The 26036-nt window shown below is 65.0% G+C and carries 27 protein-coding genes; 18 read left to right on the top strand and 9 right to left on the bottom strand.

Features of this window, described 5'->3' with window-relative positions; genetic code table 11:
• Positions 1 to 417 (bottom strand): biotin/lipoyl-containing protein (locus HMPREF2990_RS09710; protein ID WP_305764510.1); only part of this gene is annotated, 417 nt, incomplete at its 3' end.
• 123 nt (positions 418 to 540) lie between these two features.
• Between HMPREF2990_RS09710 and HMPREF2990_RS09715 the strand changes: the two genes are divergently transcribed.
• Positions 541 to 936, top strand: a complete 396-nt coding sequence (locus tag HMPREF2990_RS09715; protein WP_038591580.1) for a hypothetical protein — start codon at positions 541 to 543, stop codon at positions 934 to 936.
• On the opposite strand, the gene HMPREF2990_RS09720 is transcribed toward HMPREF2990_RS09715, so the two are convergent.
• Entirely contained in the window at positions 933 to 2396 is a 1464-nt protein-coding gene (locus HMPREF2990_RS09720; RefSeq protein ID WP_070764447.1) for a leucyl aminopeptidase, read from the bottom strand. The two genes, HMPREF2990_RS09715 and HMPREF2990_RS09720, sit on opposite strands and share 4 nt — an antisense overlap.
• Positions 2397 to 2491: 95 nt before the next feature.
• On the opposite strand from HMPREF2990_RS09720, the gene HMPREF2990_RS09725 reads away from it, so the two are divergent.
• Positions 2492 to 3598: a branched-chain amino acid aminotransferase gene (locus tag HMPREF2990_RS09725; RefSeq protein ID WP_070764448.1), complete on the top strand. Its 1107-nt coding sequence runs from the start codon at positions 2492 to 2494 to the stop codon at positions 3596 to 3598.
• Positions 3599 to 3604: 6 nt separating this feature from the next.
• Here HMPREF2990_RS09725 and HMPREF2990_RS09730 read toward each other — a convergent pair whose 3' ends face one another.
• Both HMPREF2990_RS09730 and HMPREF2990_RS09735 read right to left on the bottom strand, forming a co-directional pair.
• On the bottom strand, positions 3605 to 4597 hold the full coding sequence (locus tag HMPREF2990_RS09730) for a nicotinate-nucleotide--dimethylbenzimidazole phosphoribosyltransferase (RefSeq protein WP_070764449.1): 993 nt from the start codon (positions 4595 to 4597) through the stop codon (positions 3605 to 3607).
• 3 nt (positions 4598 to 4600) lie between these two features.
• Positions 4601 to 5302, bottom strand: a complete 702-nt coding sequence (locus tag HMPREF2990_RS09735; protein WP_070764450.1) for a DUF3043 domain-containing protein — start codon at positions 5300 to 5302, stop codon at positions 4601 to 4603.
• Positions 5303 to 5464: 162 nt separating this feature from the next.
• Between HMPREF2990_RS09735 and HMPREF2990_RS09740 the strand changes: the two genes are divergently transcribed.
• A complete protein-coding gene (locus HMPREF2990_RS09740) occupies positions 5465 to 5809 on the top strand; it encodes a HesB/IscA family protein (RefSeq protein WP_038591565.1) in 345 nt (114 codons plus the stop codon).
• A 90-nt stretch (positions 5810 to 5899) separates the two neighbouring features.
• Here HMPREF2990_RS09740 and HMPREF2990_RS12500 read toward each other — a convergent pair whose 3' ends face one another.
• The 3 genes from HMPREF2990_RS12500 to asnB all read right to left on the bottom strand — a co-directional run bounded on the left by HMPREF2990_RS12500 (position 5900) and on the right by asnB (position 9768).
• A complete protein-coding gene (locus tag HMPREF2990_RS12500; RefSeq protein WP_083317131.1) occupies positions 5900 to 6457 on the bottom strand; it encodes an excalibur calcium-binding domain-containing protein in 558 nt (185 codons plus the stop codon).
• Between the two features lie 76 nt (positions 6458 to 6533).
• Entirely contained in the window at positions 6534 to 7538 is a 1005-nt protein-coding gene (locus HMPREF2990_RS09745; protein ID WP_070764451.1) for a S41 family peptidase, read from the bottom strand.
• A gap of 292 nt (positions 7539 to 7830) precedes the next feature.
• Positions 7831 to 9768, bottom strand: a complete 1938-nt coding sequence (asnB, locus tag HMPREF2990_RS09750) for an asparagine synthase (glutamine-hydrolyzing) (protein WP_070764452.1) — start codon at positions 9766 to 9768, stop codon at positions 7831 to 7833.
• 405 nt (positions 9769 to 10173) lie between these two features.
• Between asnB and HMPREF2990_RS09755 the strand changes: the two genes are divergently transcribed.
• From HMPREF2990_RS09755 to HMPREF2990_RS09820, 14 genes are all read left to right on the top strand, one after another.
• A complete protein-coding gene (locus HMPREF2990_RS09755) occupies positions 10174 to 11265 on the top strand; it encodes an aa3-type cytochrome oxidase subunit II (protein WP_070764453.1) in 1092 nt (363 codons plus the stop codon).
• 21 nt (positions 11266 to 11286) lie between these two features.
• Positions 11287 to 11718: an aa3-type cytochrome oxidase subunit IV gene (locus HMPREF2990_RS09760; protein WP_070764454.1), complete on the top strand. Its 432-nt coding sequence runs from the start codon at positions 11287 to 11289 to the stop codon at positions 11716 to 11718.
• 426 nt (positions 11719 to 12144) lie between these two features.
• Entirely contained in the window at positions 12145 to 12765 is a 621-nt protein-coding gene (locus tag HMPREF2990_RS09765; protein ID WP_197697005.1) for an aa3-type cytochrome oxidase subunit III, read from the top strand.
• Positions 12766 to 12810: 45 nt separating this feature from the next.
• Complete coding sequence (locus HMPREF2990_RS09770) at positions 12811 to 13659, top strand: cytochrome bc1 complex diheme cytochrome c subunit (RefSeq protein WP_070764455.1); 849 nt, start codon at positions 12811 to 12813, stop codon at positions 13657 to 13659.
• Positions 13656 to 14876 (top strand): cytochrome bc1 complex Rieske iron-sulfur subunit, encoded by a 1221-nt coding sequence (locus HMPREF2990_RS09775; RefSeq protein WP_070764456.1) that lies wholly within the window; start codon positions 13656 to 13658, stop codon positions 14874 to 14876. The genes HMPREF2990_RS09770 and HMPREF2990_RS09775 overlap by 4 nt, the downstream gene beginning before the upstream one ends.
• Positions 14876 to 16507, top strand: coding sequence for a cytochrome bc1 complex cytochrome b subunit (locus tag HMPREF2990_RS09780; protein WP_038591541.1), 1632 nt, complete (start codon positions 14876 to 14878; stop codon positions 16505 to 16507). The genes HMPREF2990_RS09775 and HMPREF2990_RS09780 overlap by 1 nt, the downstream gene beginning before the upstream one ends.
• Before the next feature lie 555 nt (positions 16508 to 17062).
• Entirely contained in the window at positions 17063 to 17821 is a 759-nt protein-coding gene (locus HMPREF2990_RS09785; RefSeq protein ID WP_070764457.1) for a C40 family peptidase, read from the top strand.
• A gap of 159 nt (positions 17822 to 17980) precedes the next feature.
• Positions 17981 to 18997 (top strand): C40 family peptidase, encoded by a 1017-nt coding sequence (locus HMPREF2990_RS09790; RefSeq protein WP_070764458.1) that lies wholly within the window; start codon positions 17981 to 17983, stop codon positions 18995 to 18997.
• 12 nt (positions 18998 to 19009) lie between these two features.
• Positions 19010 to 20110 carry a glycosyltransferase family 4 protein gene (locus HMPREF2990_RS09795; protein ID WP_070764459.1) on the top strand — a complete coding sequence of 367 codons (1101 nt, stop codon included), beginning with the start codon at positions 19010 to 19012 and terminating at the stop codon, positions 20108 to 20110.
• An 11-nt stretch (positions 20111 to 20121) separates the two neighbouring features.
• Positions 20122 to 21090, top strand: a complete 969-nt coding sequence (locus HMPREF2990_RS09800; protein ID WP_038591529.1) for an ROK family protein — start codon at positions 20122 to 20124, stop codon at positions 21088 to 21090.
• A gap of 13 nt (positions 21091 to 21103) precedes the next feature.
• Positions 21104 to 21841: a lysophospholipid acyltransferase family protein gene (locus HMPREF2990_RS09805; RefSeq protein WP_070764460.1), complete on the top strand. Its 738-nt coding sequence runs from the start codon at positions 21104 to 21106 to the stop codon at positions 21839 to 21841.
• Positions 21842 to 21846: 5 nt separating this feature from the next.
• Positions 21847 to 22050 carry a hypothetical protein gene (locus HMPREF2990_RS09810; RefSeq protein WP_070764461.1) on the top strand — a complete coding sequence of 68 codons (204 nt, stop codon included), beginning with the start codon at positions 21847 to 21849 and terminating at the stop codon, positions 22048 to 22050.
• A gap of 1 nt (position 22051) precedes the next feature.
• Positions 22052 to 22570, top strand: a complete 519-nt coding sequence (locus tag HMPREF2990_RS09815) for a polyadenylate-specific 3'-exoribonuclease AS (protein WP_070764462.1) — start codon at positions 22052 to 22054, stop codon at positions 22568 to 22570.
• A gap of 63 nt (positions 22571 to 22633) precedes the next feature.
• Positions 22634 to 24022 carry a class II 3-deoxy-7-phosphoheptulonate synthase gene (locus tag HMPREF2990_RS09820; RefSeq protein ID WP_070764463.1) on the top strand — a complete coding sequence of 463 codons (1389 nt, stop codon included), beginning with the start codon at positions 22634 to 22636 and terminating at the stop codon, positions 24020 to 24022.
• Here HMPREF2990_RS09820 and HMPREF2990_RS09825 read toward each other — a convergent pair.
• Positions 24019 to 25212, bottom strand: coding sequence for a protein kinase domain-containing protein (locus HMPREF2990_RS09825; protein ID WP_070764464.1), 1194 nt, complete (start codon positions 25210 to 25212; stop codon positions 24019 to 24021). The genes HMPREF2990_RS09820 and HMPREF2990_RS09825 overlap by 4 nt on opposite strands.
• Before the next feature lie 19 nt (positions 25213 to 25231).
• Here HMPREF2990_RS09825 and HMPREF2990_RS09830 point away from each other — a divergent pair, with 19 nt between their 5' ends.
• A complete protein-coding gene (locus HMPREF2990_RS09830; protein WP_210399978.1) occupies positions 25232 to 25615 on the top strand; it encodes an Rv2175c family DNA-binding protein in 384 nt (127 codons plus the stop codon).
• Here HMPREF2990_RS09830 and HMPREF2990_RS13030 read toward each other — a convergent pair.
• Positions 25612 to 26036: HNH endonuclease signature motif containing protein (locus HMPREF2990_RS13030; RefSeq protein ID WP_168167141.1), on the bottom strand; the 425-nt coding region annotated here is incomplete at its 5' end. The two genes, HMPREF2990_RS09830 and HMPREF2990_RS13030, sit on opposite strands and share 4 nt — an antisense overlap.

Raw genomic sequence — 26036 nt, forward strand, 5'->3', positions numbered from 1 at the left:
GGTAATGGTGCCCTCGGTGACGGACTCGCCCAACTCCGGCATTTCCACGTCCGTGGCAGACCCGGAGGACTTCGGTGCGGACTTGGACTCCTTCTTCTCCTCGGCAGGTGCCTCTTCCTCGGTCTCGTCAGCATCGTCGGAAGCCTTGTCGGAATCGCCGCCAGCAGGGGCCTCTTCGCCCTCCTCGCCGATGATGGCGATGACCTCGCCGACCTCGACGGTGTCGTCTTCCTCAGCCTTGACCTCGATGAGTACGCCGGCGACCGGCGACGGGATCTCGGTGTCGACCTTATCGGTGGAGACCTCGAGCAACGGCTCATCGACCTCGACGGTATCGCCGACTTCCTTCAGCCACGTGGTAATCGTGCCTTCGGTGACAGACTCGCCCAGCTCGGGCATCTCTACAGAGTGCGCCATGTTTTCTAAGTCTCCTCGCAGTTCAACGTTGTAACGGAAGCTATACAGTCAACAGGCTACCTGTATTCCGTCCGCCTCGTCGCGTTTGGGGGCGCGATTTGTACGCTCGCTAAGATGTTGGGCGTGTTTAACCTTTTCGGCAAACGGAAGCAGTCCTCCACCTTCAAGCCCCCGCGCGCGCCCGGTGAGACCATCCGCCCTGACGATGCGCAGTACTTACAGCAGTGGGTCGCCGGCCGGAAGTTCGTCGAGGGCTACATCGAGCCGGAGACGATGGTCAACGAGATGTCGGTCGTACTCGTCGATGAGCAGGGCAACTACACCCGCCGCCGAATCGGCGGGCCCAAGGGCATCGATGAGGTCGCGAAACTGCTGGGCATTTTGCTTTACGACGTCGAGGAGACCGGTTACCCAGACCGCATGCGCAAAAAAATGGAGCAGGAGAGAATCCTGCGAAAAAGGGCTGAGCAACGGGAACGCCGCGCCAAGTTTGAGCGCGGCGAGAACCCGTATAGCTAGCGCTCGGCGAGCGTCGAAAGGGTGGCGACGATGGTGCGCACCGGCACACCGGTGGCGCGCTTCGGGGTGTAGCCGAAGGGGGACTCGGTGTTAAACGACGGCCCGGCGATGTCGATGTGGGCCCACTGGGTGCCCTCGCTGACAAACTTGGACAGGTACAGTCCGGCGAAGAGCATGCCGCCGTTGCGCGAGTTGTGGATGTTCCGGATGTCCGCGACTGGGGACTTCAGCTGCGCCTCCTGCTCTTCCAGCAGCGGCATGGCCCAGGCGGGCTCGCCTAGGCTGCGGCCGGTTTCGGCGATCTCGTCGCGGAATTCGTCCGAGCCCATCACGGCGGAGGTGCGCGCGCCGAGCGCGACCATCTGGGCGCCGGTGAGCGTGGCCGTTTCGATGAGGTAGTCGGGGTTGTCCTGGGAGGCGCGTGCGATGGCGTCGGCAAGCACGAGGCGGCCCTCCGCATCGGTATTGAGCACTTCCGAGGTCAGGCCCCCGTAGTGGGTGATGACATCGCCCGGGCGGGTGGCGGCGCCGGACGGCATGTTCTCGGCCAGCGGCAGCCAGGCGTCGATGCGCATGTCGATGCCCAGGCGGGCGGCGGCGACGATCGCGGCGAACTGCGCGGCAGACCCGCCCATGTCGCTGATCATGTCCTCCATCTTCGGGCCGGGCTTCAGCGAGATGCCGCCGGTGTCGAAGGTGATGCCCTTGCCCACGAGCGCGGTGTGCGTGCCGGTGGCCTCCGGGTTCAACGCGAGGTGCACCAGGCGCGGCGGGCGCTGCGAGCCGCCACCGACGGCGGTGATGCCGCCGAAGCCGTGCTCGGCGAGGTAGTCCTCGTCGAAGACCTCGACTTTCAGGCCCACCTGGGTGCCGATCTCCTCCATGACCTTGGCGTAGGAGGCCGGGTAGAGGTAGTTCGACGGGGTGTTGACCAGGTCGCGAGCCAGGTTGACCGACTCGGCGATGGTGCGCGCGGCCTCGAAGGCCTCCGCATCAGCATTGACCACAGTGACCTCGGTGGTCACCTGCGCAGGCTCTGCAGCGTCAACAGCCTTGAAGCCCTGGTAGGAGTAGCTGCCAAGCACGATGCCCTCCACGACCGGGCCCACGCCGAACTCGGCGCTGATCGCTGCTTTCTCCACCCCGGTGAGCGAGCGGGCCGCGGTGCCGACGCCGCGGCGCACCGCTTCGTCGTCGATGTCCGCCGCTGGGCCGATGCCGAAGGCGATGAACAACGTGCCGTCGACAAGCAGGCGGTGGCACTCGCCGGCCTTACCCTTCGCGCCCACCTTGCTCAGCGCATCGAGCAGGCCGTCGGTCACAAGCGAGGTCACCGGCAGCTCGGGGCCGGACTCACCGGCAGCGACCGGGACGAGACGCGCCGCCTCAGCAGGCGCGTTTTCCGCCGCAGCTACCGACGCCGCCGTGCCGCGGACGGGAAGCGAGCAATCAAAAGCCATAAGTAGTCACCTTTCTTTATGAGCCTGAATAAATTCCAGTGCTATTTCAGCGTACCCGGGTAAACAGCCCGGATGCCCCGAGTAGGGTAGTGCCCATGACATCGCTTGATTTCGCTATTACCCAAAACCCCAACCCCGCAACAGACGCCGAGCGTGAAGCCATTTTGGCCAACCCGGCCTTCGGCCAGGAGTTCACCGACCACATGGTCTCCATTGAGTGGACCGAGGACAAAGGTTGGCACGACGCGCAGGTGCGCCCGTACGCGCCGATTACGCTGGACCCGGCGACCAACGTCTTCCACTACGGGCAGGCTATCTTCGAGGGCCTGAAGGCCTACCGTCACGCCGACGGCAGCATCTCCACCTTCCGCCCCGAGCAGAACGCGGCCCGCATGCAGCACTCCGCGCACCGCCTGGCTATGCCGGAGCTGCCGGAGGAGCTGTTTATCGAGTCGCTGCGCCAGCTGGTCAACGTGGACAAGGCGTGGGTCCCTGCTGCCGGCGGGGAGGCCGCGCTTTATCTGCGCCCCTTTATGATCGGCACGGAGAAGACCCTGGGCGTCAAGCCCTCGCACTCTTTTACTTACTACGTCATCGCTTCGCCGGCGGGCGCGTACTTCTCCGGTGGCGTCAAGCCGGTCTCCGTCTGGGTGTCCAAGGAGTACGTCCGCGCCGCGCCGGGCGGCACCGGGGACGCGAAGTTCGCCGGCAACTACGCCGGCTCCCTGCTCGCCCAGGCCGAGGCGGAGGAGAAGGGCTGCGACCAGGTCGTATGGTTGGATGCGATTGAGCGCAAGTACATCGAGGAAATGGGCGGCATGAACCTCATGTTCGTCGAGGGCTCCGGCGACAACGCCAAGCTGGTCACCCCGGCACTGTCCGGTTCGCTGCTGGCGGGTATTACCCGTAAGTCCCTGCTGCAGGTCGCCAAGGACATGGGCCTGGAGGTTGAGGAGCGCAAGATTACCGTCGCGGACTGGCGCGAGGGCGTGGAAAACGGCACGATCACCGAGACGCTCGCCTGCGGCACCGCCGCCGTGCTCACCCCGGTCGGGCGCGTGAAGAGCGCTGACGGCGAGTTCACCATCAACAACAACGAGGCCGGCGAGCTCACCATGGCGCTGCGCGAGCGCCTCCGCGGCATCCAGGACGGCAGCGTGGAGGACACCCACGGGTGGAACACCACGCTCGTCGAGGCTTAAGACTGCCTACTCCGCGCGCAGCGACTCGAGCACCTCGCCGACCATCTCCGCAGCCATGTTGAGCTGCGGCAGGGCGGCGAGCGCGCCTGTGGCCTGGCCCGCAGTGATATCCAGCGCGAGCACGGGGGTCAGCTCGAGCGCCTGCAAGCAGCCGATGTGCGCCGGCTCCGGGCTTAAGCCAGCGGCGATCAGCCAGCGCTTGGTGCCCGGGGCGAGTCGCTCGGCGGCGTAGGCGGCGACGGTGGGCAGCGCGCCGTCGAGAAGCACTGGCGTGCGGCGCACCGCCGACTGGGCGATGAGCCCTACAAGGAAGGCCATGTCCGGCCCGGAGATTTCTGCGAGTACGCGCTCGACGTCGTCGGCGAATCCGCGGGCGCGGAACATCGCGTCGCGGATCGCGGCGACCTTGACCTTCCACACCTCGTCGTCGATGCCGGAGCCGCGGCCGATGGCGAGTACCGGCTCGGTGCGGGTGAGCGTGCCGTAGACCGCGGCGGCAATCGTGGTGTCGCCGACGCCGACGTTGCCAGGGATGATCAGGTCGGTGCCGGAGTCGACCTCCTCGTCGGCGACCTGCATGCCGCGCGCAATCGCGTCTGCGCAGGCGGCGGCAGTCATCGCGGGGGAGGTATCGATCGCGCCGGTGGGCTCGTCGAACTCGTCGACCACGCGCACCGTCGCCCCCGCCGCGCGCGCCGCACTGTGCGCCGGACCCGCGCCTGCGGCGAGCTGGGAAAGCAGGCGCTCGGTCGCGCCTTCGTCCCACGCGGACAACCCACGGGCCGCAATGCCGTGGCGCGCGGCCACGACCACGGCGCGGGGACGCGCAAAGCGGGCCGGGTCCGCGCCTGCCTGCACACCGGCGAGCTGCGCGCCGAGATCGCCGAGCCGCCCGAGCGCCCGGCCCGGCACACTGCGCGCGAGCAGTCGCGACACCGTGCGGGCGCGGCCCGTGTCCGGCGGCTCGACGGCCGGAAAGCGTGGTGCGGGATCGGTCATCGCTTACACCTTCGCGCCGATGGCGACCTGCGGCTTCGGCGAGCGCCAGTTGCGCGGCTGGGACGCGCGGGAGAAGGCGTACATGCCCAGGCCGAAGCCGGTCTCGGTGGCCTCCGGGAACTTCGCGCGCACCGCCTTGTTCGCGCGGATGCCGATGATGAAGGCCTCGATGAAGATCGCCAGGATAAACACCATGGTCAGCCCGGACAGCACCGTGGCCACGCGCGGCATCCAGGTGCCGATCAGCATGACCAGCAGCAGCACGAGCGCGACCGGCATGACGTAGTTGTTGAAGAAGCGGCGGGCGTCGACCCAGTCGCGCACGTAGCGGCGGATCTCGCCCTTGTCGCGGTCCATGAGGTAGCGCTCGTCGCCAGCGTCGATGCGCGCCTGGATCTCGCGGTTCGCGCGGCGATTCTCCGCGCGCTGCTCCTTCTTATATGCCTTCCATTCCTCCTTCGTCATGGAGGCCTTCAGGTCTTTGTTGCGCTGCGAGCGCTGCGCCGGCGTCAGCGCGTCCGGGTCGCGCAAGACCCCGCGCTTGATCTCTTGGTCCTGCCGCTTGGGCGTCGGGCGGCCCTTCGGCGGGGTGTAGCCCTTGGGGTAGGTGGGCTCGGGTTTCGCCTCGCTTGCCGACGCCACGTCGCCGGCCACCTCAGCCTGCTGCTCGGGTTGCTCTTCAGATTTCTGCCAGGGGAGTTTCACGCCCTCTAGGCTACAAGCAGGCGTAGAAAAGTAGGAATACGCCACCGGGGTGGTGCGTTACAGATGAAGAGCCCGGCACCTGGGCGGCGACGGTTGCGCGCCGCTTCCGGGTGGGCACTATGATGGGGCCAACTCCGGCAACACATTTAAGGAGAGATTTCCATGACTGCACCTACCTCTGCCACTGGGGTGAACCTGACCGACGCCGCCGCCGCGAAGGCGAAGGCACTGCTGGACCAAGAGGGCCGCACCGACCTGTCGCTGCGTATCGCCGTGCAGCCGGGTGGCTGCGCGGGCCTGCGCTACCAGCTCTACTTCGACGACCGTGACCTGGACGGCGACAAGGCCGACGAGGTCGGCGGCGTGCGTCTCGTGGTGGACAAGATGAGCGTGCCGTACCTGGCCGGTGCCACCATCGACTTCGCCGACACGATCGAGCAGCAGGGCTTCACCATCGACAACCCGAACGCTGGCGGCTCCTGTGCCTGCGGCGACTCCTTCAACTAAGTCCCGCGCGCGAAAGAATCCCGCCCACCACACAGGCGACGAGCTGTGTGGTGGGCGGGATTCATTTGTCATTGGCCGATTGTTTTTGCGCTATTCGCAGGCGACGCCATCGCCGTCGCGGTCCAAAGCAGAGCGGTAGCCAGGCTCATAGTCGTAGATGGGATTTACACCAGCCTCGCGGGCTGCAGCGCAGTTGCGGTAGTAGCCGTTTGCAGGCCGCTTCCCGTTCTGGTTAACAGGTGCGGGGTGGGCTTGGGGTGCAGGTGCTGGAGCCGGTTTGGGCACAGACCGCGGGGCCGGAGCAGGCTTGGGCGCTTGCCGTGGAGCCTTTGCTGGTGCTGTTTTCGGGCTCGGCGCCGGCTTCGGTGCCGGTGCTTTTGCTCGGGGGCGGGGCCCAGGAATAACTCCCGGAAGGGGGTTAGGGATGAGTCGCTGCTGGACTGCCCAAACTGTGGCGCCAGCACCCAAGCCAACGACCGCAAGAATGGCGGCAATTGTGATGGCGGCGGCTGCGCCTGTGGAGAGCTCATTGTCTTCTGCTTGAGCAGCCTCTTGCGAAGCAACCTCGGTGGCTTGCGCATTTGGTACAGACGTTGGGGAAAATATGCATGCGCCAGCCAGACATAGCGCCACAATTGATCTTTTCATGACTAAAGGATAGCAGCATGCTGTGAATTGTCCTATGGTTTGGATGACGTGATGTTGCGCACTTTCTGAAACTCGCCTACGCGCCGCAGCTGTGCTGCTCGCGCAGCCACGCTTTGGCCTGGTCGAGGGCCTCGTCGGCGGTGGCGGTGGGGGAGTCGGGCTGGATCGGATCCTCGGCGAACTCCTCGCCGGTGCGGGCCTTGTCCTTCGCGACGGTGAGCATGAGCACGCTGCCGTCCGGGAAGTCATAGACCATATTCGCGGAGGCGAAACCGGCCGTGGGGGTGCCGAAGGAGCGGGAATTATCGAGGCCGCGGAAGGCGAGCATGGTGGCTTCGCCGGAGGAGGCGGTGGTGTCGTCGACAAGCACGGCGGTGGGGGCCTCCCACTTGCCGCCAGCAGTCTCCAGCGGGGAGCCGCCGCCGCGCACTGCGTTGCCCTCGACGGTGACCTGCGTGGTGTTCATACGGCTGACGAACTCGAGTGCGGTGCCGTCGGGGAGAAGTGGGCTGAGGCCCGCGACCATGGGGCCCATGTCGCCGCCGTCGTTGCCGCGCAGGTCGACGATTGCGCCGCAGGCACCGCCGTCGCGCGCTTCGGTGAGGCCGCGGGAGAGTGTGTCAGCGTAGCTTTGCACGTCGTCGTGGCGGCCGATACCGGGCACGGTGGCCAGTGCGATGTCGTCGGTAGTTTCGACGCCGACCTGGGCGGACGGGGACTCGTCGGTGTCTTGGTTCGTCTCTTCGTAGTGGAGCTTGGAATGCTTGCCGCCGGCGGCGTTCACCGCGGCGTTGAGCGGCTCGATGAGTTCGTACTTGTGGCGCGCATACTTGGTCGCCTCCTCGACCTCGGCGCGGGCGGCTGCGAACTCCTCCGAGTCGCCGTAGATGCCCATCGATTCGGACAGATCCAGCACGGTGTTGGCGTAACGCTTCGGCGTGTCCGTGCCGAAGAAGCGAGCCTGGCCGGTCATCTGCGCAGTTAGCGTCGGGCCCCAGACGTAGCCGGCGGCCGCTATCAGGAGGACGAGGGCGACGACAACGCCGCCGAGGATACGAAGGACTTTCTTTGTTGTGCTCATGCCTTAAATTTTGGCTGCGCGAGGAGGTGGTCGGCAATGGTGGCAGGCGGAGTCTTGGGGTAGAGCTAGCACTACCTTGTGATGGCCGCAGGTGGTGGAGGCCTAAACGGAGCTAGCTCCATTCAGACCAACGGCGACCGGAAAACGCCAGGTCGCGGGGAATCGTGATTGCTAAACGGAGCTAGCTCCATTTGGACCAGCCTCAAAAAACGACAGGCCCGGCGTCAAAATGCCAGGTCGATCGGATCACAGAAGCGGCAAACTCCCCAGGTCGCCGCCCCCGCGCCGCCCCTTACAGCTTGACCGGGTACTCCTTGTGCTCGATCTGCGGGTCGATGCGCTGCTCGACGAAGATGCCGTGCCAGACCATAAACGCCAGCACTGTCCATAGGCGGCGCGAGTGGTCGGAGATGCCGTCGCGGTGCTCCTTGAGCATCTCGAGCACCTCCTTCTTGTTAAAGATGTGCTCGGTCTGCGACTCGTTGATCGTGTCCTGCGCCCAGCCGTACAGCTCATCACCCGCGAGCCAGTGGCGCATCGGCACTGGGAAGCCGAGCTTGCGGCGGTTGAGCACGTGCGCGGGCACGATCTGCTCCATCGCGCGGCGCAGCGCGTACTTCGTCGTCCCGTTCGCGATCTTCTGCTCGTAAGGAATCGTCTGCGCCACCTCGAAGACCTCCTTGTCCAGGAAAGGCACGCGCAGCTCGAGCGAATTCGCCATGTTCATCTTGTCGGCCTTGACCAGGATGTCGCCGCGCATCCAGGTGAACAGGTCCAGGTTCTGCATGCGCGCGACCGGGTCCATGCTTGTCGACGCCGCGTAAATCGGCGCCGTGACCTCCCGGTGATCCCACTCCCGCTTGGCCCAGGGCAGTACCCGGTTGAGCTGCTCGAAGTTAAAGGAACGGGCGTTACCGTAGTAGCGCTCCTCCATCGGCGTGGTGCCGCGCAGCAGCAGGCTCTTGCCCTTCATTCCCTCGGGCAGGACCTGGCCGAGCTTGTTCAGCCCGCGCAGCAGGGGAGAGGGCAGCTTCTCAAAGGGTGCGAGCGAGAGCGGCTCCTTGTAAATGGTGTAGCCGCCGAACAGCTCGTCGGCACCCTCGCCGGAGAGTACGACCTTGACGTGCTTGCGGGCTTCCTGCGCAACGAAGAACAGCGGGACGAGCGAGGGGTCCGCGACCGGGTCGTCCAAGTACCACATGATCTTCGGGATCGCGTCGGCGTACTCCTCGGGCGAGACGATCTTGACGATGTGCTCCACGCCGATCGCCTCGGCCGACTCGGCGGCAACGTCTACCTCGGAGTACCCCTCGCGCTCGAAGCCGGTGGTGAAGGTCAAAAGGTCCGGGTTGTGGCGCTTCGCCAACGCTGCGATAGCGGTGGAGTCGATGCCACCGGAGAGGAAGGAACCGACGGTCACGTCGGCGCGCATGTGCTTGGCCACCGAATCCTCGAGGGCCGCAGCGATCCGGTCGTAGAGGTCCTGCTCCTTGCCCTTCGGTACCGGCTGGGACTTAAAGTGCGGGGTGAAGTACCGCTCACTGACAACCTCGCCGCCGGGGGTAAGGGTGACGGTGCAGCCGGACTCCACGCGTCGAATAGCGGTGTGCAGCGTCTCCGGTTCGGGTACGTACTGCAGGTCGACGTAGTGCTCGATCGCGCGCCGGTCTAGTCCGTTGTCTTGACCGCCGAGATCGAGCCCAAGGGGTTCCGCCATCGCAAGGATGGACTTCTTCTCGGAGGCGAACACGGTGCCGGCCTCCGTGGTGGCGTAAAACAGCGGCTTGATGCCGAATTGGTCGCGGGCGGCGAACATGGTCTTCGTCTCGTTGTCCCAGATGACAATGCCGAACATGCCGCGCAGGTGGTTGACCACGTCTTTGCCCCAGTGGTGGTAGCCCACCACGATCGGCTCGCCGTCTCCGGAGGTGTTGAACGTGTAGCCCGCGGCCTGCAGCTCCTCGCGGAGCTCGAGGTAGTTGTAGATCTCGCCGTTGAAGGTCATGGCGTAGCGGGTCGGGTTGTCCTCCGGGCCCCAGCGCAGCGGCTGGTGGGAGTGCTCCAGGTCGATGATGGCCAGGCGGTTAAAGCCGAAGACCGCGTCCGCGTCGTGCCACGTGCCGGCGGCGTCGGGGCCGCGGTGGTACATGCAGGGCAGCGCCTCGTCCACGGCGGAAACGAAGGTGCTGGCGTTGGAACCGGCGGTAAGCAGTGCAAGCAGGCCACACATCGTAAGTTGAACCTTCTCCTTATATATATGGTGCGCAACGGGTGCGCGCGGGTATGCCCTCCAAGGATAGAGTTCGCGCGGCTCGATCGGCGAACCGGACACCGGTGTGGCGCTTCAACCTTTAGCCCGTCCCCGAAAGGGGGCCAACTTTCGGATGAATATTTTGGCGAGTTCTCCGCTATTTGTGTGTCACCGGCCACATTTGCTGCGGTCTGGCAGGAAAAGCCAAGGGTGGTGGCTGGGCGTCGAGAAGCGAAAGCACTGCACTTCGGGGGCGACAGTAAGAATTCCGTGGACGGGCTTGGAATGAACTAATCTAACTGGGTAGGAATGGGTAGGAATGCTCTGGCATACCTATGGACGTTCAGTGTTTTAAGTGAAGTGTGGACAGGAAGGCAGACACACGTGGAAAAGGAAACTAAGCGCAGCTTCGCCAAGAAGCTTGGCGTGGCCGGTTCGCTCCTGCTCGGCGGCTTCGCGCTCGCGGGCTGTGAAGTAGCCCCGCCGGAGGCTGTGGCCAAGGTGCTCGACATGGGCTGGCCTGACCCGGTCACCCCGGAGGGTGTGCAGTTGTACAACTTCTGGGTCTGGGTATGGCTTGCTGCCTGGATTATCGGCATCGTGATGTGGGGCCTGTTCCTCACCGCTATCTTCAAGTGGAACCGCAAGGCCAAGGAGAAGAAGGGTGAGGGCGAGTTCCCGAAGCAGCTGCAGTACAACGTGCCGCTTGAGCTGGCGCTGACCATTGTGCCGATTCTTATCGTCATGGTGCTGTTCTTCTTCACCGTCCAGGCACAGACGAAGACCACTGCGTTGGACAAGGATCCGAAGGTCACCGTTGATGTCACCGGCTACCAGTGGAACTGGAAGTTTGGTTACGCGGAGGTTGACGGCGAGTTCACCCCGAACGGCCAGAAGTACGAGGGCCGCGACGAGGAGCGTCAGGCCGCAGCGGAAGAGTCGAAGTACGACCCGGAGGGCGTGCCGAACGCGAACCCGATCCACGGCATGTCGATGGGTGACCAGTCGTACCTGAACTTCAACCAGATCGAGACCATCGGCTCCTCCGAGGAGATCCCGGTGCTCGTGGTCCCGACCGATACGGCGATCGAGTTCCGTCTCGCCTCTGGTGACGTCAACCACGCATTCTGGGTTCCGGAGTTCCTGTTCAAGCGCGACGTGTACGCGCACCCTGAGTCGAACCAGCAGCAGCGCAGCTTCCAGATCGAGCGCATCGATGAGGAAGGCGCGTTCGTCGGCCGCTGTGCTGAGATGTGCGGTACCTACCACGCCATGATGAACTTTGAGGTTCGCGCAGTCTCCCCGGAGAAGTTCAAGCAGTACATGGACTTCCGCATCGAGAACCCGCAGGCTCCGAACTCGGACGCACTGAAGGCGATTGGTGAGGAACCGTACGCAACCTCCACCCACCCGTTTGTTACCGACCGTCTGGGTACCCGCGACGGCGATAACACCAACGTCCCCACCACCGTTTAAAGAAAGAAGGAGTGCAGAACAATGGGAGCTGGCTCAAAAGTTTTCTACGCAATCGGCACCTTCTTGGCCCTGATGGCAGTGGCCTACATCGTCTCCACGAGCTGGATCGGTGAGGATGCTTACCTCTTCGGCCTCGAGTGGGTCGGTGGTGTCGCGCTCGTGCTCGCCACGGCGCTGTGCTTCATGATGGCGGTCTACCTCAACTTCACCGAGCGCCGCATGGACGTCCTCCCCGAGGACTGGGAAGAGGCGGAGATCGAAGACGGCGCTGGCGTGCTCGGCTTCTTCTCGCCGAACTCGATCTGGCCCTTCGCAATGTCCGGTGCGATCTTCTTCCTCGGCCTGGGTATCGCCTTCTACCAGCTGTGGCTGATCGCCTTCGGCTCGGTCTTCCTCATCTGGACCACCACGCAGCTCAACCTGCAGTACGGTATCCCGCGCGAGAAGCACTAAGCGCCTTAATCTCCCGCACGCCTTCGCGGGAGGTCTTAAGCCCCGGCACCTTGTGGTGCCGGGGCTTTATGCTTGTCGACGCCCACCCGCACAGGGGTCAACCGAAAGTAGGTTTTCCACCCGCTTTCTGCGCTTGGCGGGTATGAGAAGGATCACATTCGGGAACTTGCGGCCGAAGCGAATTGACGGGCGAATATTTGCCCACCGGTCGGCGAAACGTTGCGAAAAGCGGGGGTAGGGAAGTGGCGCTGCCGTGACCTGCGGGGATGTGTGTCGGATAGTGGGATGAAAAAGTTCCCGGGTTTTCAAAAAAGTTTTTTCCAGAATTGTATAGCAGGGAAAATAGCAGGTTGGGGCGGAATTGGCAGAAAAATTTCGGGGGTATCTGAGATGACTTTCAGACGAAAACAGGCCATAATCACATGCGTGACGACCGCAATTTCTAACCAAGGCATGGCGACACCGCAGAATCGTGTCCCCTCGCTGAACCGACCGAACATGGTCAGCGTGGGCACGATCGCGTTTCTCGCCCAAGAGTTGATGTTCTTTGCTGGCTTGTTCGCGATGTACTTCACGTCGCGTGCAAACGGCTTGGCTGCCGGTGACTGGGAGAACCAGACGGCGCACCTGAACGTGATGTTCGGCTTGATCATCACCATCGTTCTGGTTGCTTCCTCTGTGACCTCCCAGTTCGGCGTGTTCGCTGCAGAAAGGGGTGACGTATACGGCCTGCGTAAGTGGTTTGCTGTCACTGTGCTGCTCGGCGTGATCTTCCTGGGTCTCGTGGCATACGAGTGGACGGAGATGGTCATGCACGGTGTAAGTGTGCAGTCCAGCGTGTATGGCTCGGTGTTCTACATCATCACCGGCTTCCACATGGCGCACGTGACCGCCGGCATCCTTGCCTTCATCGTGGTGCTGCTTCGTGTTTCCAAGTCGAAGTTCACCCCGGCGCAGGCAACGGCTGCGATGGTGACCTCCTACTACTGGCACTTCGTTGACGTGGTGTGGATCGGCGTGTTCATCACCCTCTACCTGGTGCAGTAGTCCAGGGAACAGATAAAGCTTGAATAGTCGCTAAAAGGAAGCAAGATGGAAAACACACCTAAGAAGAAGCGTCGGGGTCGCAAGACCCAACGCACCGTCGCTGGTGCCGCTGCGCTGACGCTCGGGCTTACCGGTGCGGGCCTTCTGGCCTCCGCGCTGACCCCGAACGCTCAGGTTGCCACCGCCGAGCGCGATGAGCAGGCCCTGGTCCAGGAGGGCAAGGACATCTACGACGTGGCCTGCATTACGTGCCACGGCGCGAACCTGGAGGGCGTGGAGGATCGCGGCCCGTCGCTGATTGGTACCGGCGAGGGTGCCGTGTACTTCCAGGTCAACTCCGGCCGCATGCCGATGATGTCGAACGACGCGCAGGCTGAGCGCAAGCGCCCGCGCTACACCGAGTCCCAGGCGCTTGCCCTGGCTGCTTACGTCGCAGCCAACGGTGGCGGCCCTGAGCTCGTCTACGACGACAACGGCGAGGTGGCCAAGGAGTCCCTGCGCGGCAAGAACTACGACGGCCAGATTCAGGCCGCCGACGTTGCCCGCGGCTCCGAGCTGTTCCGCCTGAACTGCGCCTCCTGCCACAGCTTCACCGGCCGTGGTGGCGCGCTGTCTTCCGGTAAGTACGCCCCGGTGCTTGATCCCGCCAACGAGCAGGAGATCTACCAGGCGATGCTGACCGGCCCGCAGAACATGCCGAAGTTCTCCGACCGCCAGCTCTCCGCAGACGAGAAGAAGGACATCATCGCCTTCATCAAGTCCGCGAAGGAAACCCCGAGCCCGGGTGGCTGGTCGCTCGGCGGCCTCGGCCCGGTTTCTGAGGGTATGGCTATGTGGATCATTGGCGTGACCCTGGTCGCTGCCGCTGCTATCTGGATTGGATCGCGCTCATGAGTGAAGTGAAGAAGAATTACACCAAAGAAGAGCTGGACCGCATGAGCAATGCGGAGCTCGCCGCGCTCGGCACCGAGCTTGACGACGTCACGGTGGCCTACCGCAAGGAGCGCTTCCCAGTCGAGGGCGACCCGCGCGAGAAGGCCGCAGCCACTGGCATCAACATCTGGCTGCTGATCTCCATCCTGTGCGGTATCGCTTTCCTAGGCGTGTACCTGTTCTGGCCGTGGGAGGCAAAGTTCCACGGCGACGAGGGCCTGTGGCTCTACACGATCTACACCCCGCTGCTCGGCCTGACCTCGGGCCTGGGCTTCATCGCGCTGGGCATTGCGATTATCCAGTACGTGAAGAAGTTCATCCCGGAAGAGATCTCGGTGCAGCGCCGCCACGACGGTCGCTCCAGCGAGCTCGACCGTCGCACCACCACCGCACTGTTGAACGACGCGTGGGAGACCTCCACCTTTGGTCGTCGTAAGGCGATGCAGGGCCTCCTCGGTGGCGCTGGCGTCCTCGCCGGCCTGATGGTCATTGCCCCGCTCGGCGGCATGATCAAGAACCCGTGGCGCGAGCGCCACGAGCTCAACTACCTGGGCGATGGCACGCTGTGGACCCACGGCTGGACCATCCAGGAGAAGGGCGTCAAGGTCTACCTCGGCCGCGACACCGGCGCGATCGCTGAGCTGCACGAGGGCGAGACCGGTTCGCACTACACCACCGCGGGTGTGTCCCGCCTGGTGCGCATGCGCCCGGAGGACCTGGCTGCAGCGTCTATGGAGACGGTCTTCCCGCTGTACGCGGACGACGTCAACGACGGCAAGGAGTACGACCCGAAGCGCGACGTGTACGAGCAGCACATGCACTCGCTGCACGGCCCGCGTAACGCTGTCATGCTGATCCGCCTGCGCTCCGCAGACGCCAAGCGTGTCGTCGAGCGTGAGGGCCAGGAGGACTTCCACTACGGCGACTACTACGCCTACTCCAAGATCTGCACGCACATCGGTTGCCCGACCTCGCTGTACGAGGCGCAGACCAACCGCATCCTGTGTCCGTGCCACCAGTCGCAGTTCGACGCGCTGCACTACGGCAAGCCGATCTTCGGCCCCGCCGCACGTGCGCTGCCGCAGCTTCCTGTGACTGTTGACGAAGAAGGTTACCTCATCGCCAACGGCAACTTCATCGAGCCCGTCGGCCCGGCATTCTGGGAGCGTAAGTCCTAATGAGTACAAAACTTGCACAAGCCGCGGACAACGTTGACTCGCGGTACACGATCGCGGGGGTCCTGCGCCCCCAGCTGAACAAGGTCTTCCCGAGCCACTGGTCCTTCATGCTCGGCGAGATGGCCTTGTACAGCTTCATCATCCTGCTGCTGACCGGCGTCTATCTGGCGCTGTTCTTCGACCCGTCGATTACCAAGGTGATCTACGACGGCGGCTACCTGCCGCTCAACGGCGTGGAAATGTCCCGCGCCTACGCCACCGCACTGAACATCTCCTTTGATGTCCGCGGTGGACTCTTCGTGCGCCAGATGCACCACTGGGCCGCCCTGATGTTCATGATGGCCATGTTCGCGCACATGATGCGTATCTTCTTCACCGGTGCGTTCCGTCGCCCGCGTGAGGCGAACTGGATCATCGGTGTCACCCTGATCCTGCTCGGCATGATCGAGGGCTTCATGGGCTACTCCCTGCCGGACGACCTGCTCTCCGGCGTCGGCCTGCGCATTATGTCCGCCATCGTTGTGGGCATCCCGATCATCGGTACCTGGATGCACTGGGCCATCTTCGGCGGCGACTTCCCGTCCGACCTGATGCTGGACCGCTTCTACATCCTGCACGTGCTGATCCTGCCGGGCATCATCCTCGCGCTGATCGCTGCGCACCTGCTGCTCGTCTGGTTCCAGAAGCACACCCAGTTCCCGGGCCCGGGCCGCACCGAGAACAACGTTGTGGGCATCCGCATCATGCCGGTCTTCGCCGTCAAGGCAATTGGCTTCATGATGTTCGTCTTCGGCGTCCTCGCCGCCATGGCTGGTCTGACCACTATTAACGGCATTTGGAACATTGGTCCCTACAACCCGTCGCAGGTCTCCGCCGGTTCGCAGCCGGACGTGTACATGCTCTGGACGGATGGTGCCGCACGTGTCATGCCGGCGTGGGAGCTCTACCTGGGCAACTACACCATCCCGGGCGCGTTCTGGGTGGCCCTGCTCTGTGGCCTGATGGTCGTCCTGCTGCTGACCTACCCCTTCATTGAGAAGAAGATCACCGGCGACGACGCACACCACAACCTGCTGCAGCGTCCGCGCGACGTCCCAGTACGTACCTCCATCGGTGTTATGGGCATCGTGTTCTTCATGCTGATGACCATCTCCGGTGGTAACGACCACGTGGCGCACTTCTTCCAGATCTCGCTGAACGCGATGACCTGGTTCGGCCGCATCGGCGTGATCGTGCTGCCGCCGCTGGCGTACTTCATCACCTACCGCCTGTGCATCGGCCTGCAGCGCTCCGACCGCGAGGTCCTGGAACACGGCATCGAGACCGGTGTGATTAAGAAGCTGCCGAACGGTGCCTTCGTGGAGATCCACCAGCCGCTCGGCCCGGTCGACGAGAACGGTCACCCGATTCCGCTCGAGTACGCAGGTGCTCGCGTGCCGAAGCAGCTCAACCAGCTTGGCTTCGCAGACTCCGAGACCATCGGTGCCTTCAAGCCGGCTGAGCTCGGCGTCACCGAGCGTGTCCGCGACTCCGAGGCGCAGAAGCACCACGAAGAGGTGGAGACGCTGCGCAAGCTCGAGGAGACCAAGCACCTCGATGATCGCGACGCGACCCACGAGAACAGCCACTAATACGCTGTAAGAAATAGCGGTCAGAAAAGGGCCCATCCCGAAAGGGGATGGGTCCTTTTTCTATGCCCGAAAGTCACGGTCTATAACGGCGCAAAATGCCCGCTTTTCGACGGTGTGATGGAGAACACACGAGAAATTTTTATGAAACACGGTACATTGGCAGCACTTTGCGAAGCCAGCCGATCTGCGGCAAAACGCTAGGTAGCGGCAGGTGTTTTATAGCGCAGTGCGCGCGTGGGGCCGTGCGAATTTTCTGGAAAATTCTGGCAAACGCAAGGAAACGGTTCAATAACGGATTTGTAACAACCTAAGGGTTGGACAAACTTGTTGCCGTTTCGTAATCTGTTCGAGACATTGCGACAACAGCCGTTGCTTGCAAGGTACGAAAACAGAACATATGAGCCGCACACCACGACTTCAGCGTCGTGGAACCGGGGAACCGCACTTTACTGATTGAGGGCGGATGGCGCGCAGCAAGGCGAGCCAGGGCAGATTCTCACGGCCCAGCCCGAATGGCTACCCGGTAGGCGAAGAGAAGATATGGAGAAACTTACAATGGCAAAGCACCGTCGCCAGACCACGAACACCGCAGTCCGCACCGCGGCTGCCGCAACCGCCGTCGTCGCAGGCGCTACCCTGATGGTGCCGACCACCGCGCAGGCCGCCGAGGTCCGCGTCCCGAACTCCCCGGTTTCCGCGCAGATCCCGGGCATTGAGAACATTCCGGGTATCGCCAACATCCCGGGCATCGAGGCTTGGGTCCCGTCCCTGGCTGGCAAGGCTGATGGCGGCCAGTACCAGCAGGCCATCGCTCAGGTGAAGGCGCTGCCGGGTATCGCCAACGTGCCGGGCTTCAACCAGTTCATCGCCAACGTTGAGGCGCAGGTGCTGCCGCAGCAGCAGCCGGCGCAGGCCGTCGCTAAGCAGTACTCCGCTCCTGTCGCTGCCCCGGCTCCGGCCCCGCAGAAGACTCAGGGCGAGCGCATCGTCGAGATCGCCCGCACCAAGATTGGTTCCCCGTACGTCTACGGTGCCGCTGGCCCGAACGCTTTCGACTGCTCCGGCTTCACCTCCTGGGTCTACGCACAGGCTGGCAAGTCCATCCCGCGTACCTCCCAGGCGCAGGCTTCCGCGGGCACCCCGGTCTCCCTGGACAACATCCAGCCGGGCGACATCGTGGTCTACTACGGTGGCGCATCCCACGTCGGCATCTACGCCGGCAACGGCACCATCATCGACGCGCTCAACAGTGGCGTGCCGGTAGGCGAGCGCCCGCTGCACATGATGCCGGTGCACTCCGTCGTCCGCTTCTAAAAGCTTCTCGACGCCCCACCTTTCACACCCGTACCAGTTCGTATTGAACTGGGCGGGTGTGCTTTTGTTAGCGGGCCAAGCTGGCTATAGTAATAACGGTTTTATACACATCGCAGCACGCTTTGGTTACGGCTGCGGATTTTTCAAAGGGGATCTGTCGTGGGCTCACACTCTCTTTTCACTCGCCGGGCACTTGCGGCAAGCGGCATCATCGCCATCGCTGCGGGCACGTGCGCGCCGGTCGCGGGTGCCGACGACGTCGACGCGCTGATCGAGCAGCTCGAGGAGGTCTCCCACGAGGCGACCGCGAAGTCGGAGGAGATCAAGGCCCTCGAGGACGAGGTCGCCGATTCGGAACGCAAGATCGCCGAGGCCGACCAACGCGCCGCCACCGCTCGCGCCGAGGCCGAAAAGGCCCGCGGCGCGAAGACGGGCTTCCAGCGCAACGTCAACGACCTGGCCCAGTCGAAGTACCGCAACACGGACTCCGAGGTGTTCCTGACTACCCTTGAGTCCGGCAGCCCGCAGGCCGCGATCGACCGCGCCGCCTACCTCGGCTCGCTCTCACGCAAGGCGGAGCGCACGCTCGCCGAGCTTAACGACGCCAACGAGCTCGCCGCCTCCCGCGCCCGCACCGCCAACATCGCCAAGGCGGAAGCGCAGTACAACCGCAACCAGCTCGCTGCCCAGCTCGATACGCTCAACCGCGAGCGCGACGAGCTCGACGACCAGATCCGCGACATCGAGACCAAGGTCGACGGCCTTAGCGAGGAGGACCGCCAACGCTGGATCGAGAAGGACGGACCCGTTAGCCTCGGCGCGAACCTGCCCGCCGCTGACTCCGGCGTCGTCGCCGCCGCGATGGCCCAGCTCGGCAAGCCCTACGGCTGGGGCGCAGCCGGTCCGGACGCCTTCGACTGCTCCGGTCTGATGGTCTGGGCCTACGGCCAGAACGGCATCGGCATCCCGCGCACCTCCCAGGCGCAGCTCGCGGGCGGAACCCCGGTGTCCATGGGCGAGCTCCAGCCGGGCGACATCATCGGCTATTACCCGGGGGTGACCCACGTCGGCATGTACATCGGCGACGGCATGGTCGTCCACGCCTCCGACTACGGCATTCCGGTCCAGGTCGTGCCGGTCAACTCCATGCCAGTGCAGGGCGCGGTGCGCTACTAGCCCCGCAGGCTGATGTCGCGCACGCTGCTGGTCACTAACGATTTCCCGCCCACACTCGGCGGGATTCAGTCCTACCTGCGCGATTTCGCCTCCCACCTCGCCGCCCGAAACGGACCTGACTCGCTGGTCGTGTTCGCCTCCACCCAGGATGCGGACGCCGCGCGCGAGTGGGACGTCGCCCAGCCCTTTCCCGTCGTGCGCTGGCCGGCCCGCGTCATGCTGCCGACCTTTGGCGTGCGCCGCCGGATGCAGGAGCTCATCCGCGCCCACGACATCCACACCGTCTGGTTCGGCGCGGCCGCCCCGCTCGCCGTGATGGGGGCCGCGGCGAAGCAGGCGGGCGCACGCAACGTTCTTGCCACCACCCACGGCCACGAGGTCGGCTGGTCCATGCTTCCCGGTGCCCGCCAGGTGCTGCGCCGCATCGGCAACAGCGCCGATACGGTCACCTACGTCTCCGAATACACCCGCCGCCGCTTCGCATCCGCCTTCGGGCCCCACCCGGAGTTCCTGGCGCTGCCCTCCGGCGTGGACACCGACTTCTTCCGTCCCCTGCAGCGCCCGGATGCACCCAATCCCGCGATCGTCTGCGCCTCCCGCCTTGTCGCCCGCAAAGGCCAGGATCAACTCATCCGGGCGCTCCCGCTGATTCGAGCTGCTGTGCCGGGCACCGAACTGCACCTCATCGGCGCCGGGCCCGACGAGCGCCGCCTGCGCCGGCTTGCCCGCAACACGGAAGGCGTGCACTTCCACGGCGCGGTCACCCGCACCCAGCTTCGCGACGCCATCGCCACCGCCGACCTCTTCGCCATGCCCGCCCGCACCCGCGGCGGCGGCTTAGACGTCGAGGGCCTCGGCATCGTCTACCTCGAGGCCCAAGCCTGCGGCGTGCCTGTGATCGCGGGCAACTCCGGCGGCGCCCCGGAAACCGTCACCGACGCAACCGGCATCGTCGTCGACGGCCGCGACACCGCCGGGCTTGCAGCCGCCGCCTGCGAGATCCTGCGAGACCCGGAAAGGGCCCGGGCGATGGGTCAGGCGGGGCGTGTGCACGTCGAGAAGCATTTCGCGTGGGACGTGCTCACCGAAAGACTGGCAGCACACTTGCAGTAGAATCGTCCCCTATGTCACTTCACCCAGGCCCCCTCACCATCGGCTTCGACATCGGCGGCACCAACCTGCGCGCCGCCGTCGTCGACGCCAACGGGCAGATTCTCGACGCCGCGTCCACCTCCACCCCCCAAACCGGGAGCGAAATGACCGCCGCGATCGTCGAGCTCGCACACCAGCTGCGCGCCTCGCACGACATCGCCGCCGTCGGACTTGCCGTCGCCGGCTTCCTCGACCCCGACTGCGAAATCGTCCGCTTCGCCCCGCACCTGCCGTGGCGCGACGACTACCCACTGCGCAAGAAGCTTGCCGACGAGCTCGGCTTGCCCGTCCGCCTCGAACACGACGCCAACTCCGCCGCCTGGGGCGAATACCGCTTCGGCGCGGCCCGCGACGCGGAGACCTGGGTGCTCTTCGCCGTCGGCACTGGCATCGGGGCAACGCTCATGCACCGCGGTGAGATCTACCGCGGCTCCTTTGGCACCGCGCCCGAGTTCGGCCACCTCACCGTAGTGCCCGGCGGGCGCGCCTGCTCCTGCGGCAAGCAGGGCTGCCTTGAGCGCTACGCCTCCGGCTCCTCCCTGGTGGATTGCGCGGTCGAGATCGCCACTCGCGGCGGCTACAAGCGCTGCGGGCTCTACCGCAAGGTGGTGGGCAAGCACGCCACGGGCCGGGACGTGATGGAGGCGGCGCGCGCCGGCGACGAGCTCGGGCTCGCCGCGCTCGACAGCTTCGCCACCTGGCTGGGCCGCGGTCTCGCGATCGTCGCCGACGTGCTCGACCCGGCGCTGATCGTGCTGGGCGGGGGAGTGGCCGCCGACGCCAGCATGTTCATCGATACCGCGCGCGAGACCATGGCCGCCACCATGGTCGGTGCCGGCTACCGGCCGGTGGCCGACATCCAGTGCGCGGAGCTTGGACCCCAGGCCGGTATGATCGGTGTAGCTGATTTGGCCCGCACGATGGTGCACGAACAACAATAGGAAGCGCACGGCGATGACAAACAGGTGGTATTCGGTGTTCAAGGCCGTCCTCGGCCCGTTCCTCATAGTGTGGAACCGGCCGACGATCAACGGCGCAGACCATATCCCCGACACCGGCCCCGCGCTGATGGTGTCCAACCACCAGGCCGTGATGGACTCCTTCTACCTGCCGCTGATGGTGCGCCGCCAGCTGACCTTCCCCGCGAAAAGCGAGTACTTCACCACCCCGGGGCTCAAGGGCGCGATCCAGAAGTGGTTCTTCACCGCCGTCGGCCAGGTGCCGCTCGATCGCCAGAGCAAGGACGCGGGCGACGCGCTGCAGACCGCGGCTCACCGGGTCCTGAAGGGCGGCGACCTGTTCGGCATCTACCCGGAGGGCACCCGCTCGCCGGACGGCCGCATCTACAAGGGGCGCACGGGCGTGGCCCGCATCGCCATGGCCGAAGGGGTGCCGGTCGTGCTCACCGGCATGGTGGGCACCCGCAACGCCAACCCGATCGGCACGACTTTCCCGCGGCCAGCGAAGATCCACATCGAGATCAGCGAGCAGATCGACCCCCACGCCTGGGCCGCAGAAAACGGCTTCGACCCGGCGTCGCGGGAGGTGGCGCGCCCGTTCACCGATTACCTCATGCACCGGCTCGCTGAGCTGACCGGCTACGACTACGTCGACGTCTACGCCAGTGAAATCAAGGAATCGCTCGAAGCCACCGGCGAGTACCCGGAAGGCACCGAGCCGCGCAAGGAGTAAAGCACATGGATAAGGATCTCATTACGCGCGTCGTCCTCGTTGTGGTCACCGTCGCGCTGTACCTCGTCGCCTCGGAGGTGGGCTTCCACCCGACGATCGCCGCGCCGATCGCGGTGGCGATCGTGGCGCTGGTGATGTTCTGGCCACGCCCGCGCGAAGAGCGCGAGCAGCGCCTGCCCATCCAGCTGGAAGAGCAGGGCGAGAAATAGGATGAAGTACTTCTACGACACGGAGTTCATCGAGGACGGCTCGACCATCGAGCTCGTCTCCATCGGCATCGTGGCGGAAGATGGGCGCGAGTACTACGCCGTGTCGACGGAGTTCGACCCGCGCGACGCAAGCGAGTGGGTGCGCGCCAACGTGTTATCCAAGCTGCCGCCTGCCAGTGACCCGGCGTGGAAGCCGCGGCGGGTGATTCGCGACGAGGTGTACGCGTTCCTTACGGCGGCGTCGACAAGCCCTGAGCTCTGGGCGTGGGTCGGCGGCTACGATCACGTGCTCTTCGCCCAGCTGTGGGGCGACATGACGGGCCTGCCGCGCAAGATGCCGCGGTTCACGCATGAATTAAAACAGTACTGGGAGATGGCGGGTCGGCCGAAGCTGCCGAAGGCTCCGCAGGGCAACCACGATGCGCTTATCGACGCCCGCCACAACGTCAAAAAGTACCGCGTATGTGCGGAAATACTGCCGCTGGATGCCACTGGCCGCGCCACCGCGCCGAACACCTAGCGGCGGACACCTGTACACGGGAATCGGTCCTGGGCACACAGCCGGTGTGCTAAGAATAAAGGCGTGAGTTGGACAATTGATATCCCGAAAGACGTACTGCCCGATCTCCCGCCGCTGCCGGGCGATCTTAACGAGCAGTTCCAGGACGTGCTCAAGCGCGACGCGAAACAGCAGCCCAGCTGGGACGCGGACCAGGCGCGCTATGTGCGCAAGATCCTGGAGTCGGTGCCGCCGGTGGTGCTTGCCCCGGAGATCGAGGAGCTCAAGGACCATCTGAAGGACGTGGCGCTCGGCAAGGCCTTCTTGTTGCAGGGCGGCGACTGCGCCGAGACTTTCGAGTCGAATACCGAGCCGCACATCCGCGCCAACGTGCGCACGCTGTTGCAGATGGCGGCGGTGCTGACCTACGGGGCGTCGATGCCGGTGGTCAAGCTCGGCCGCATCGCCGGCCAGTACGCCAAGCCGCGTTCCTCCGACCTGGATGCGAACGGGCTGCCCAACTACCGCGGCGACATCGTCAACGGTGTCGAGCCGACCGAAGAGTCCCGCCGCCACGACCCGGCCCGCATGGTCCGCGCTTACGCGAACGCCTCGGCCGCGATGAACCTTGTGCGCGCTTTGGTCGCCTCGGGGACTGCGGACCTGCACCACATCAACGATTGGAACCGCGAGTTCGTGAAGAATTCGCCGGCCGGGGCGCGCTACGAGGCGCTCGCCCGCGAGATCTCCCGCTCGCTCGCGTTCATGGATGCGTGCGGGGTCAACGACTACAACCTGCGCACCTCCGAGATCTTCGCCTCGCACGAGGCGCTGCTGGTGGACTACGAGCGCGCGATGCTGCGCCTCGCCGAGGACGAGCGCGGCAAGCAGCGCCTCTACGATCTGTCGGCCCACCAGCTGTGGATTGGCGAGCGCACTCGAGGCATCGAGGACTTCCACGTCAACTTCGCCGCGATGATCGACAACCCGGTCGGCATCAAGCTCGGCCCGATGGTCACGCCCGAGGAGGCTGTGGCCTACGCCGACAAGCTCGACCCGAATCGCGAGCCGGGCCGCCTCACGATGGTCATCCGCATGGGGCACGAGAATGTGCGCTCCGTGCTGCCGGGGATCGTCAAGGCCGTCGAGGCCTCTGGCCACAAGGTGGTCTGGCAGTCGGACCCGATGCACGGCAACACGTTCACCTCCTCCAACGGGTACAAGACGCGCCACTTCGACAAGATCATCGACGAGGTCCAAGGCTTCTTCGAGGTCCACCGCGAGCTGGGCACTCACCCCGGTGGCGTGCACATCGAGCTCACCGGCGAGAACGTCACCGAGTGCCTGGGCGGTGCCCAGGACATCTCGGACGTCGATCTGCCGGGCCGCTACGAGTCCGCCTGCGACCCGCGCCTGAACACCGAGCAGGCACTCGAGCTGGCCTTCCTGGTCGCCGAGATGCTGCGCTACTAAAACGCGCCCGACACGGCCTGGCTGACAAGCGGCGGGATCTCGCCGTACATGCCGGAGCCGAACCACCAGCCGCCGACGCCAACCGCGCCGGCAACCAGCGCGGCGAAGACCACATACGCCACCAGCGCCGCCCCGGAGCGGTTGGAGACGCGCCGCACGCGAGGTTTCGGCGCGGGCTTGGCCGGCGGGGGAGCGGGAGGCGGTGCGACCGGTGCAGCATCGACCCGCGTCTGTGGCTCCGGCGGATCGGGGAACAGGCGCCGTTCTCGCTGCGGTACGGCGGTCTCGCGGCCTCCGAAGCGCGTCGGGTGCGCCGCCGCGCGGTTCGCCGCCGAATTCCGCGGCACCGGGACGGTGTAGTCGGGCAGTTCGAGTTCGCGGGCGACGTCGTCAAGTGCGTCGAGGAACTCGCCGGCGGTGTGGAAGCGCTCGGTGGGGTTGGTGGCGGTGGCGGTGGTGACGAGCTCGTCGAAAAGCATGGGCACCCCGTCGATTGACTGCGAGGGCGGCGGCACCTCCTCGTTCAGCCGCGCGTACGCGTGCGCGAGCGGGGTGTCGCCGCGAAATGGAGTGCGGCCGGTGAGCAGTTCGAAGAGCACGATGCCGGCCGAGTACACGTCGGAGGCCGGGGTGATCGCCGAGCCGTCCACCTGTTCGGGCGAGAGGTAGCTGACGGTGCCGACGATCTGGTCTGTCGAGTGCGAGGCGTCGGCGGCCGCCCGCACCAGGCCGAAATCGGCGAGCTTGACCTGGTGGTCGCCGTTGATCAGCACGTTGTCCGGCTTGATGTCGCGGTGCACCAGGCCCTTGTCATGCGCCACCGCAAGGCCGGTGAGCATCCCGCGCATTACAGCGGTGGCGGCGTGCGGCGGCATCGGCCCGCGCTCGGCGAGCAGCTCGCGCAGGGTACCGCCGGTGATCAGCTCCATGATGAGGAAGATCTCGTCGCCCTGGGCGGAGAAATCGTAGACGTTGACCAGGTTCGGGTGCGACAGCTGCGCCATCGCGCGGGCTTCGCGGCGGAAACGCTCGAGGAAGACCGGGTCGTCGACGTACTGCTGGTGCATGACCTTGGCGGCGACCTCGCGGCCGAGCCGGGTATCGACGCAGCGGTAGACCGTCGCCATGCCGCCGCGCGCGATCGGCCGGTCGATGACGTATCGGTGATCCAGGTAGTCTCCCACATCCATGCAGACCAGTATGGTGCACATGGGCCCCGCGGCGCTAAACTACGGGGCCGTGAATACTCTTGATGATCTCCTCGCTGGCGAAGAACTGCTGTCCCTGCCCGCGGTCGCCGAAATGCTCGGCGTCCCGGTGACGAAGGTCCACGACCTCGTCAACGCGCGCAAGCTCGTCCTCTACCGCAAGGATGGCCGCAAAGCGGTGCCCGCCCTGCTCTTCGCCGATGGCGAGATGAGCAAGTTCATTACGGGGGCCATTACCGTGCTTTTCGACGGCGGCTTCTCCGAGGAAGAAATCCTTTCCTATCTCTTCACCGAAGACGATTCGCTGCCGGGTCGGCCGATCGACGCGTTGCACGGTCACGGGGCGCGCGAGGTGATTCGGCGCGCGCAGGCGATGGCGTTCTAGCCGGGCGAGGCCGGTGTGCCTTGGGCGGGTCCGCCGATGATGGTTTCGGCGTCAACGTAGTCGCGGCCGGTGAATCGTGGTGTGCCGTATTTGGGGCCGATCCAGGCGATCCGGCCGTCGATGCGCGCCATCCGGCCCCGGTCTGGCTGGCCGTTGACCGCGTTGTGGTGCGGGCACAGCCAGCACATGTTCGACGGGTGTGTCTCACCACCTTGGGCGTAGTCGGTCAGGTGATGGGCCTGGCACTTCGAGATCGGGGTGGTGCAGTCCGGCCAGCAACAGGTTGGCGAGTCCGCCTCCAAGGCGAGGCGCTGCACCGGCGAGGCAAGCCGCGCCCGGTGAGTATTGATTGGACCCAGGTGTGGTGCGGCCAGGGTGATGTAGCCATCAGGCAGGATGTGGCGGCGTAGCACCTGGCTGG

This window comes from Corynebacterium sp. HMSC071B10 (assembly GCF_001814825.1).
GTDB lineage: Bacteria > Actinomycetota > Actinomycetes > Mycobacteriales > Mycobacteriaceae > Corynebacterium.

Excerpts from the sequence above, each read along its gene's own strand:
- HMPREF2990_RS09815 (WP_070764462.1), top strand. The coding sequence starts at position 22,052 with ATGAAGTACTTCTACGACACGGAGTTCATCGAGGACGGCTCGACCATC.
- HMPREF2990_RS09775 (WP_070764456.1), top strand. The coding sequence starts at position 13,656 with ATGAGTGAAGTGAAGAAGAATTACACCAAAGAAGAGCTGGACCGCATG.
- HMPREF2990_RS09745 (WP_070764451.1), bottom strand. The coding sequence starts at position 7,538 with ATGAGCACAACAAAGAAAGTCCTTCGTATCCTCGGCGGCGTTGTCGTC.
- HMPREF2990_RS09780 (WP_038591541.1), top strand. The coding sequence starts at position 14,876 with ATGAGTACAAAACTTGCACAAGCCGCGGACAACGTTGACTCGCGGTAC.
- HMPREF2990_RS09830 (WP_210399978.1), top strand. The coding sequence starts at position 25,232 with ATGGGCCCCGCGGCGCTAAACTACGGGGCCGTGAATACTCTTGATGAT.
- HMPREF2990_RS09810 (WP_070764461.1), top strand. The coding sequence starts at position 21,847 with ATGGATAAGGATCTCATTACGCGCGTCGTCCTCGTTGTGGTCACCGTC.
- HMPREF2990_RS09770 (WP_070764455.1), top strand. The coding sequence starts at position 12,811 with ATGGAAAACACACCTAAGAAGAAGCGTCGGGGTCGCAAGACCCAACGC.
- HMPREF2990_RS09795 (WP_070764459.1), top strand. The coding sequence starts at position 19,010 with ATGTCGCGCACGCTGCTGGTCACTAACGATTTCCCGCCCACACTCGGC.
- HMPREF2990_RS09730 (WP_070764449.1), bottom strand. The coding sequence starts at position 4,597 with ATGACCGATCCCGCACCACGCTTTCCGGCCGTCGAGCCGCCGGACACG.
- asnB (WP_070764452.1), bottom strand. The coding sequence starts at position 9,768 with ATGTGTGGCCTGCTTGCACTGCTTACCGCCGGTTCCAACGCCAGCACC.
- HMPREF2990_RS09800 (WP_038591529.1), top strand. The coding sequence starts at position 20,122 with ATGTCACTTCACCCAGGCCCCCTCACCATCGGCTTCGACATCGGCGGC.
- HMPREF2990_RS09805 (WP_070764460.1), top strand. The coding sequence starts at position 21,104 with ATGACAAACAGGTGGTATTCGGTGTTCAAGGCCGTCCTCGGCCCGTTC.
- HMPREF2990_RS09725 (WP_070764448.1), top strand. The coding sequence starts at position 2,492 with ATGACATCGCTTGATTTCGCTATTACCCAAAACCCCAACCCCGCAACA.
- HMPREF2990_RS09740 (WP_038591565.1), top strand. The coding sequence starts at position 5,465 with ATGACTGCACCTACCTCTGCCACTGGGGTGAACCTGACCGACGCCGCC.
- HMPREF2990_RS09785 (WP_070764457.1), top strand. The coding sequence starts at position 17,063 with ATGGCAAAGCACCGTCGCCAGACCACGAACACCGCAGTCCGCACCGCG.
- HMPREF2990_RS09720 (WP_070764447.1), bottom strand. The coding sequence starts at position 2,396 with ATGGCTTTTGATTGCTCGCTTCCCGTCCGCGGCACGGCGGCGTCGGTA.
- HMPREF2990_RS12500 (WP_083317131.1), bottom strand. The coding sequence starts at position 6,457 with ATGAAAAGATCAATTGTGGCGCTATGTCTGGCTGGCGCATGCATATTT.
- HMPREF2990_RS09760 (WP_070764454.1), top strand. The coding sequence starts at position 11,287 with ATGGGAGCTGGCTCAAAAGTTTTCTACGCAATCGGCACCTTCTTGGCC.
- HMPREF2990_RS09825 (WP_070764464.1), bottom strand. The coding sequence starts at position 25,212 with ATGGATGTGGGAGACTACCTGGATCACCGATACGTCATCGACCGGCCG.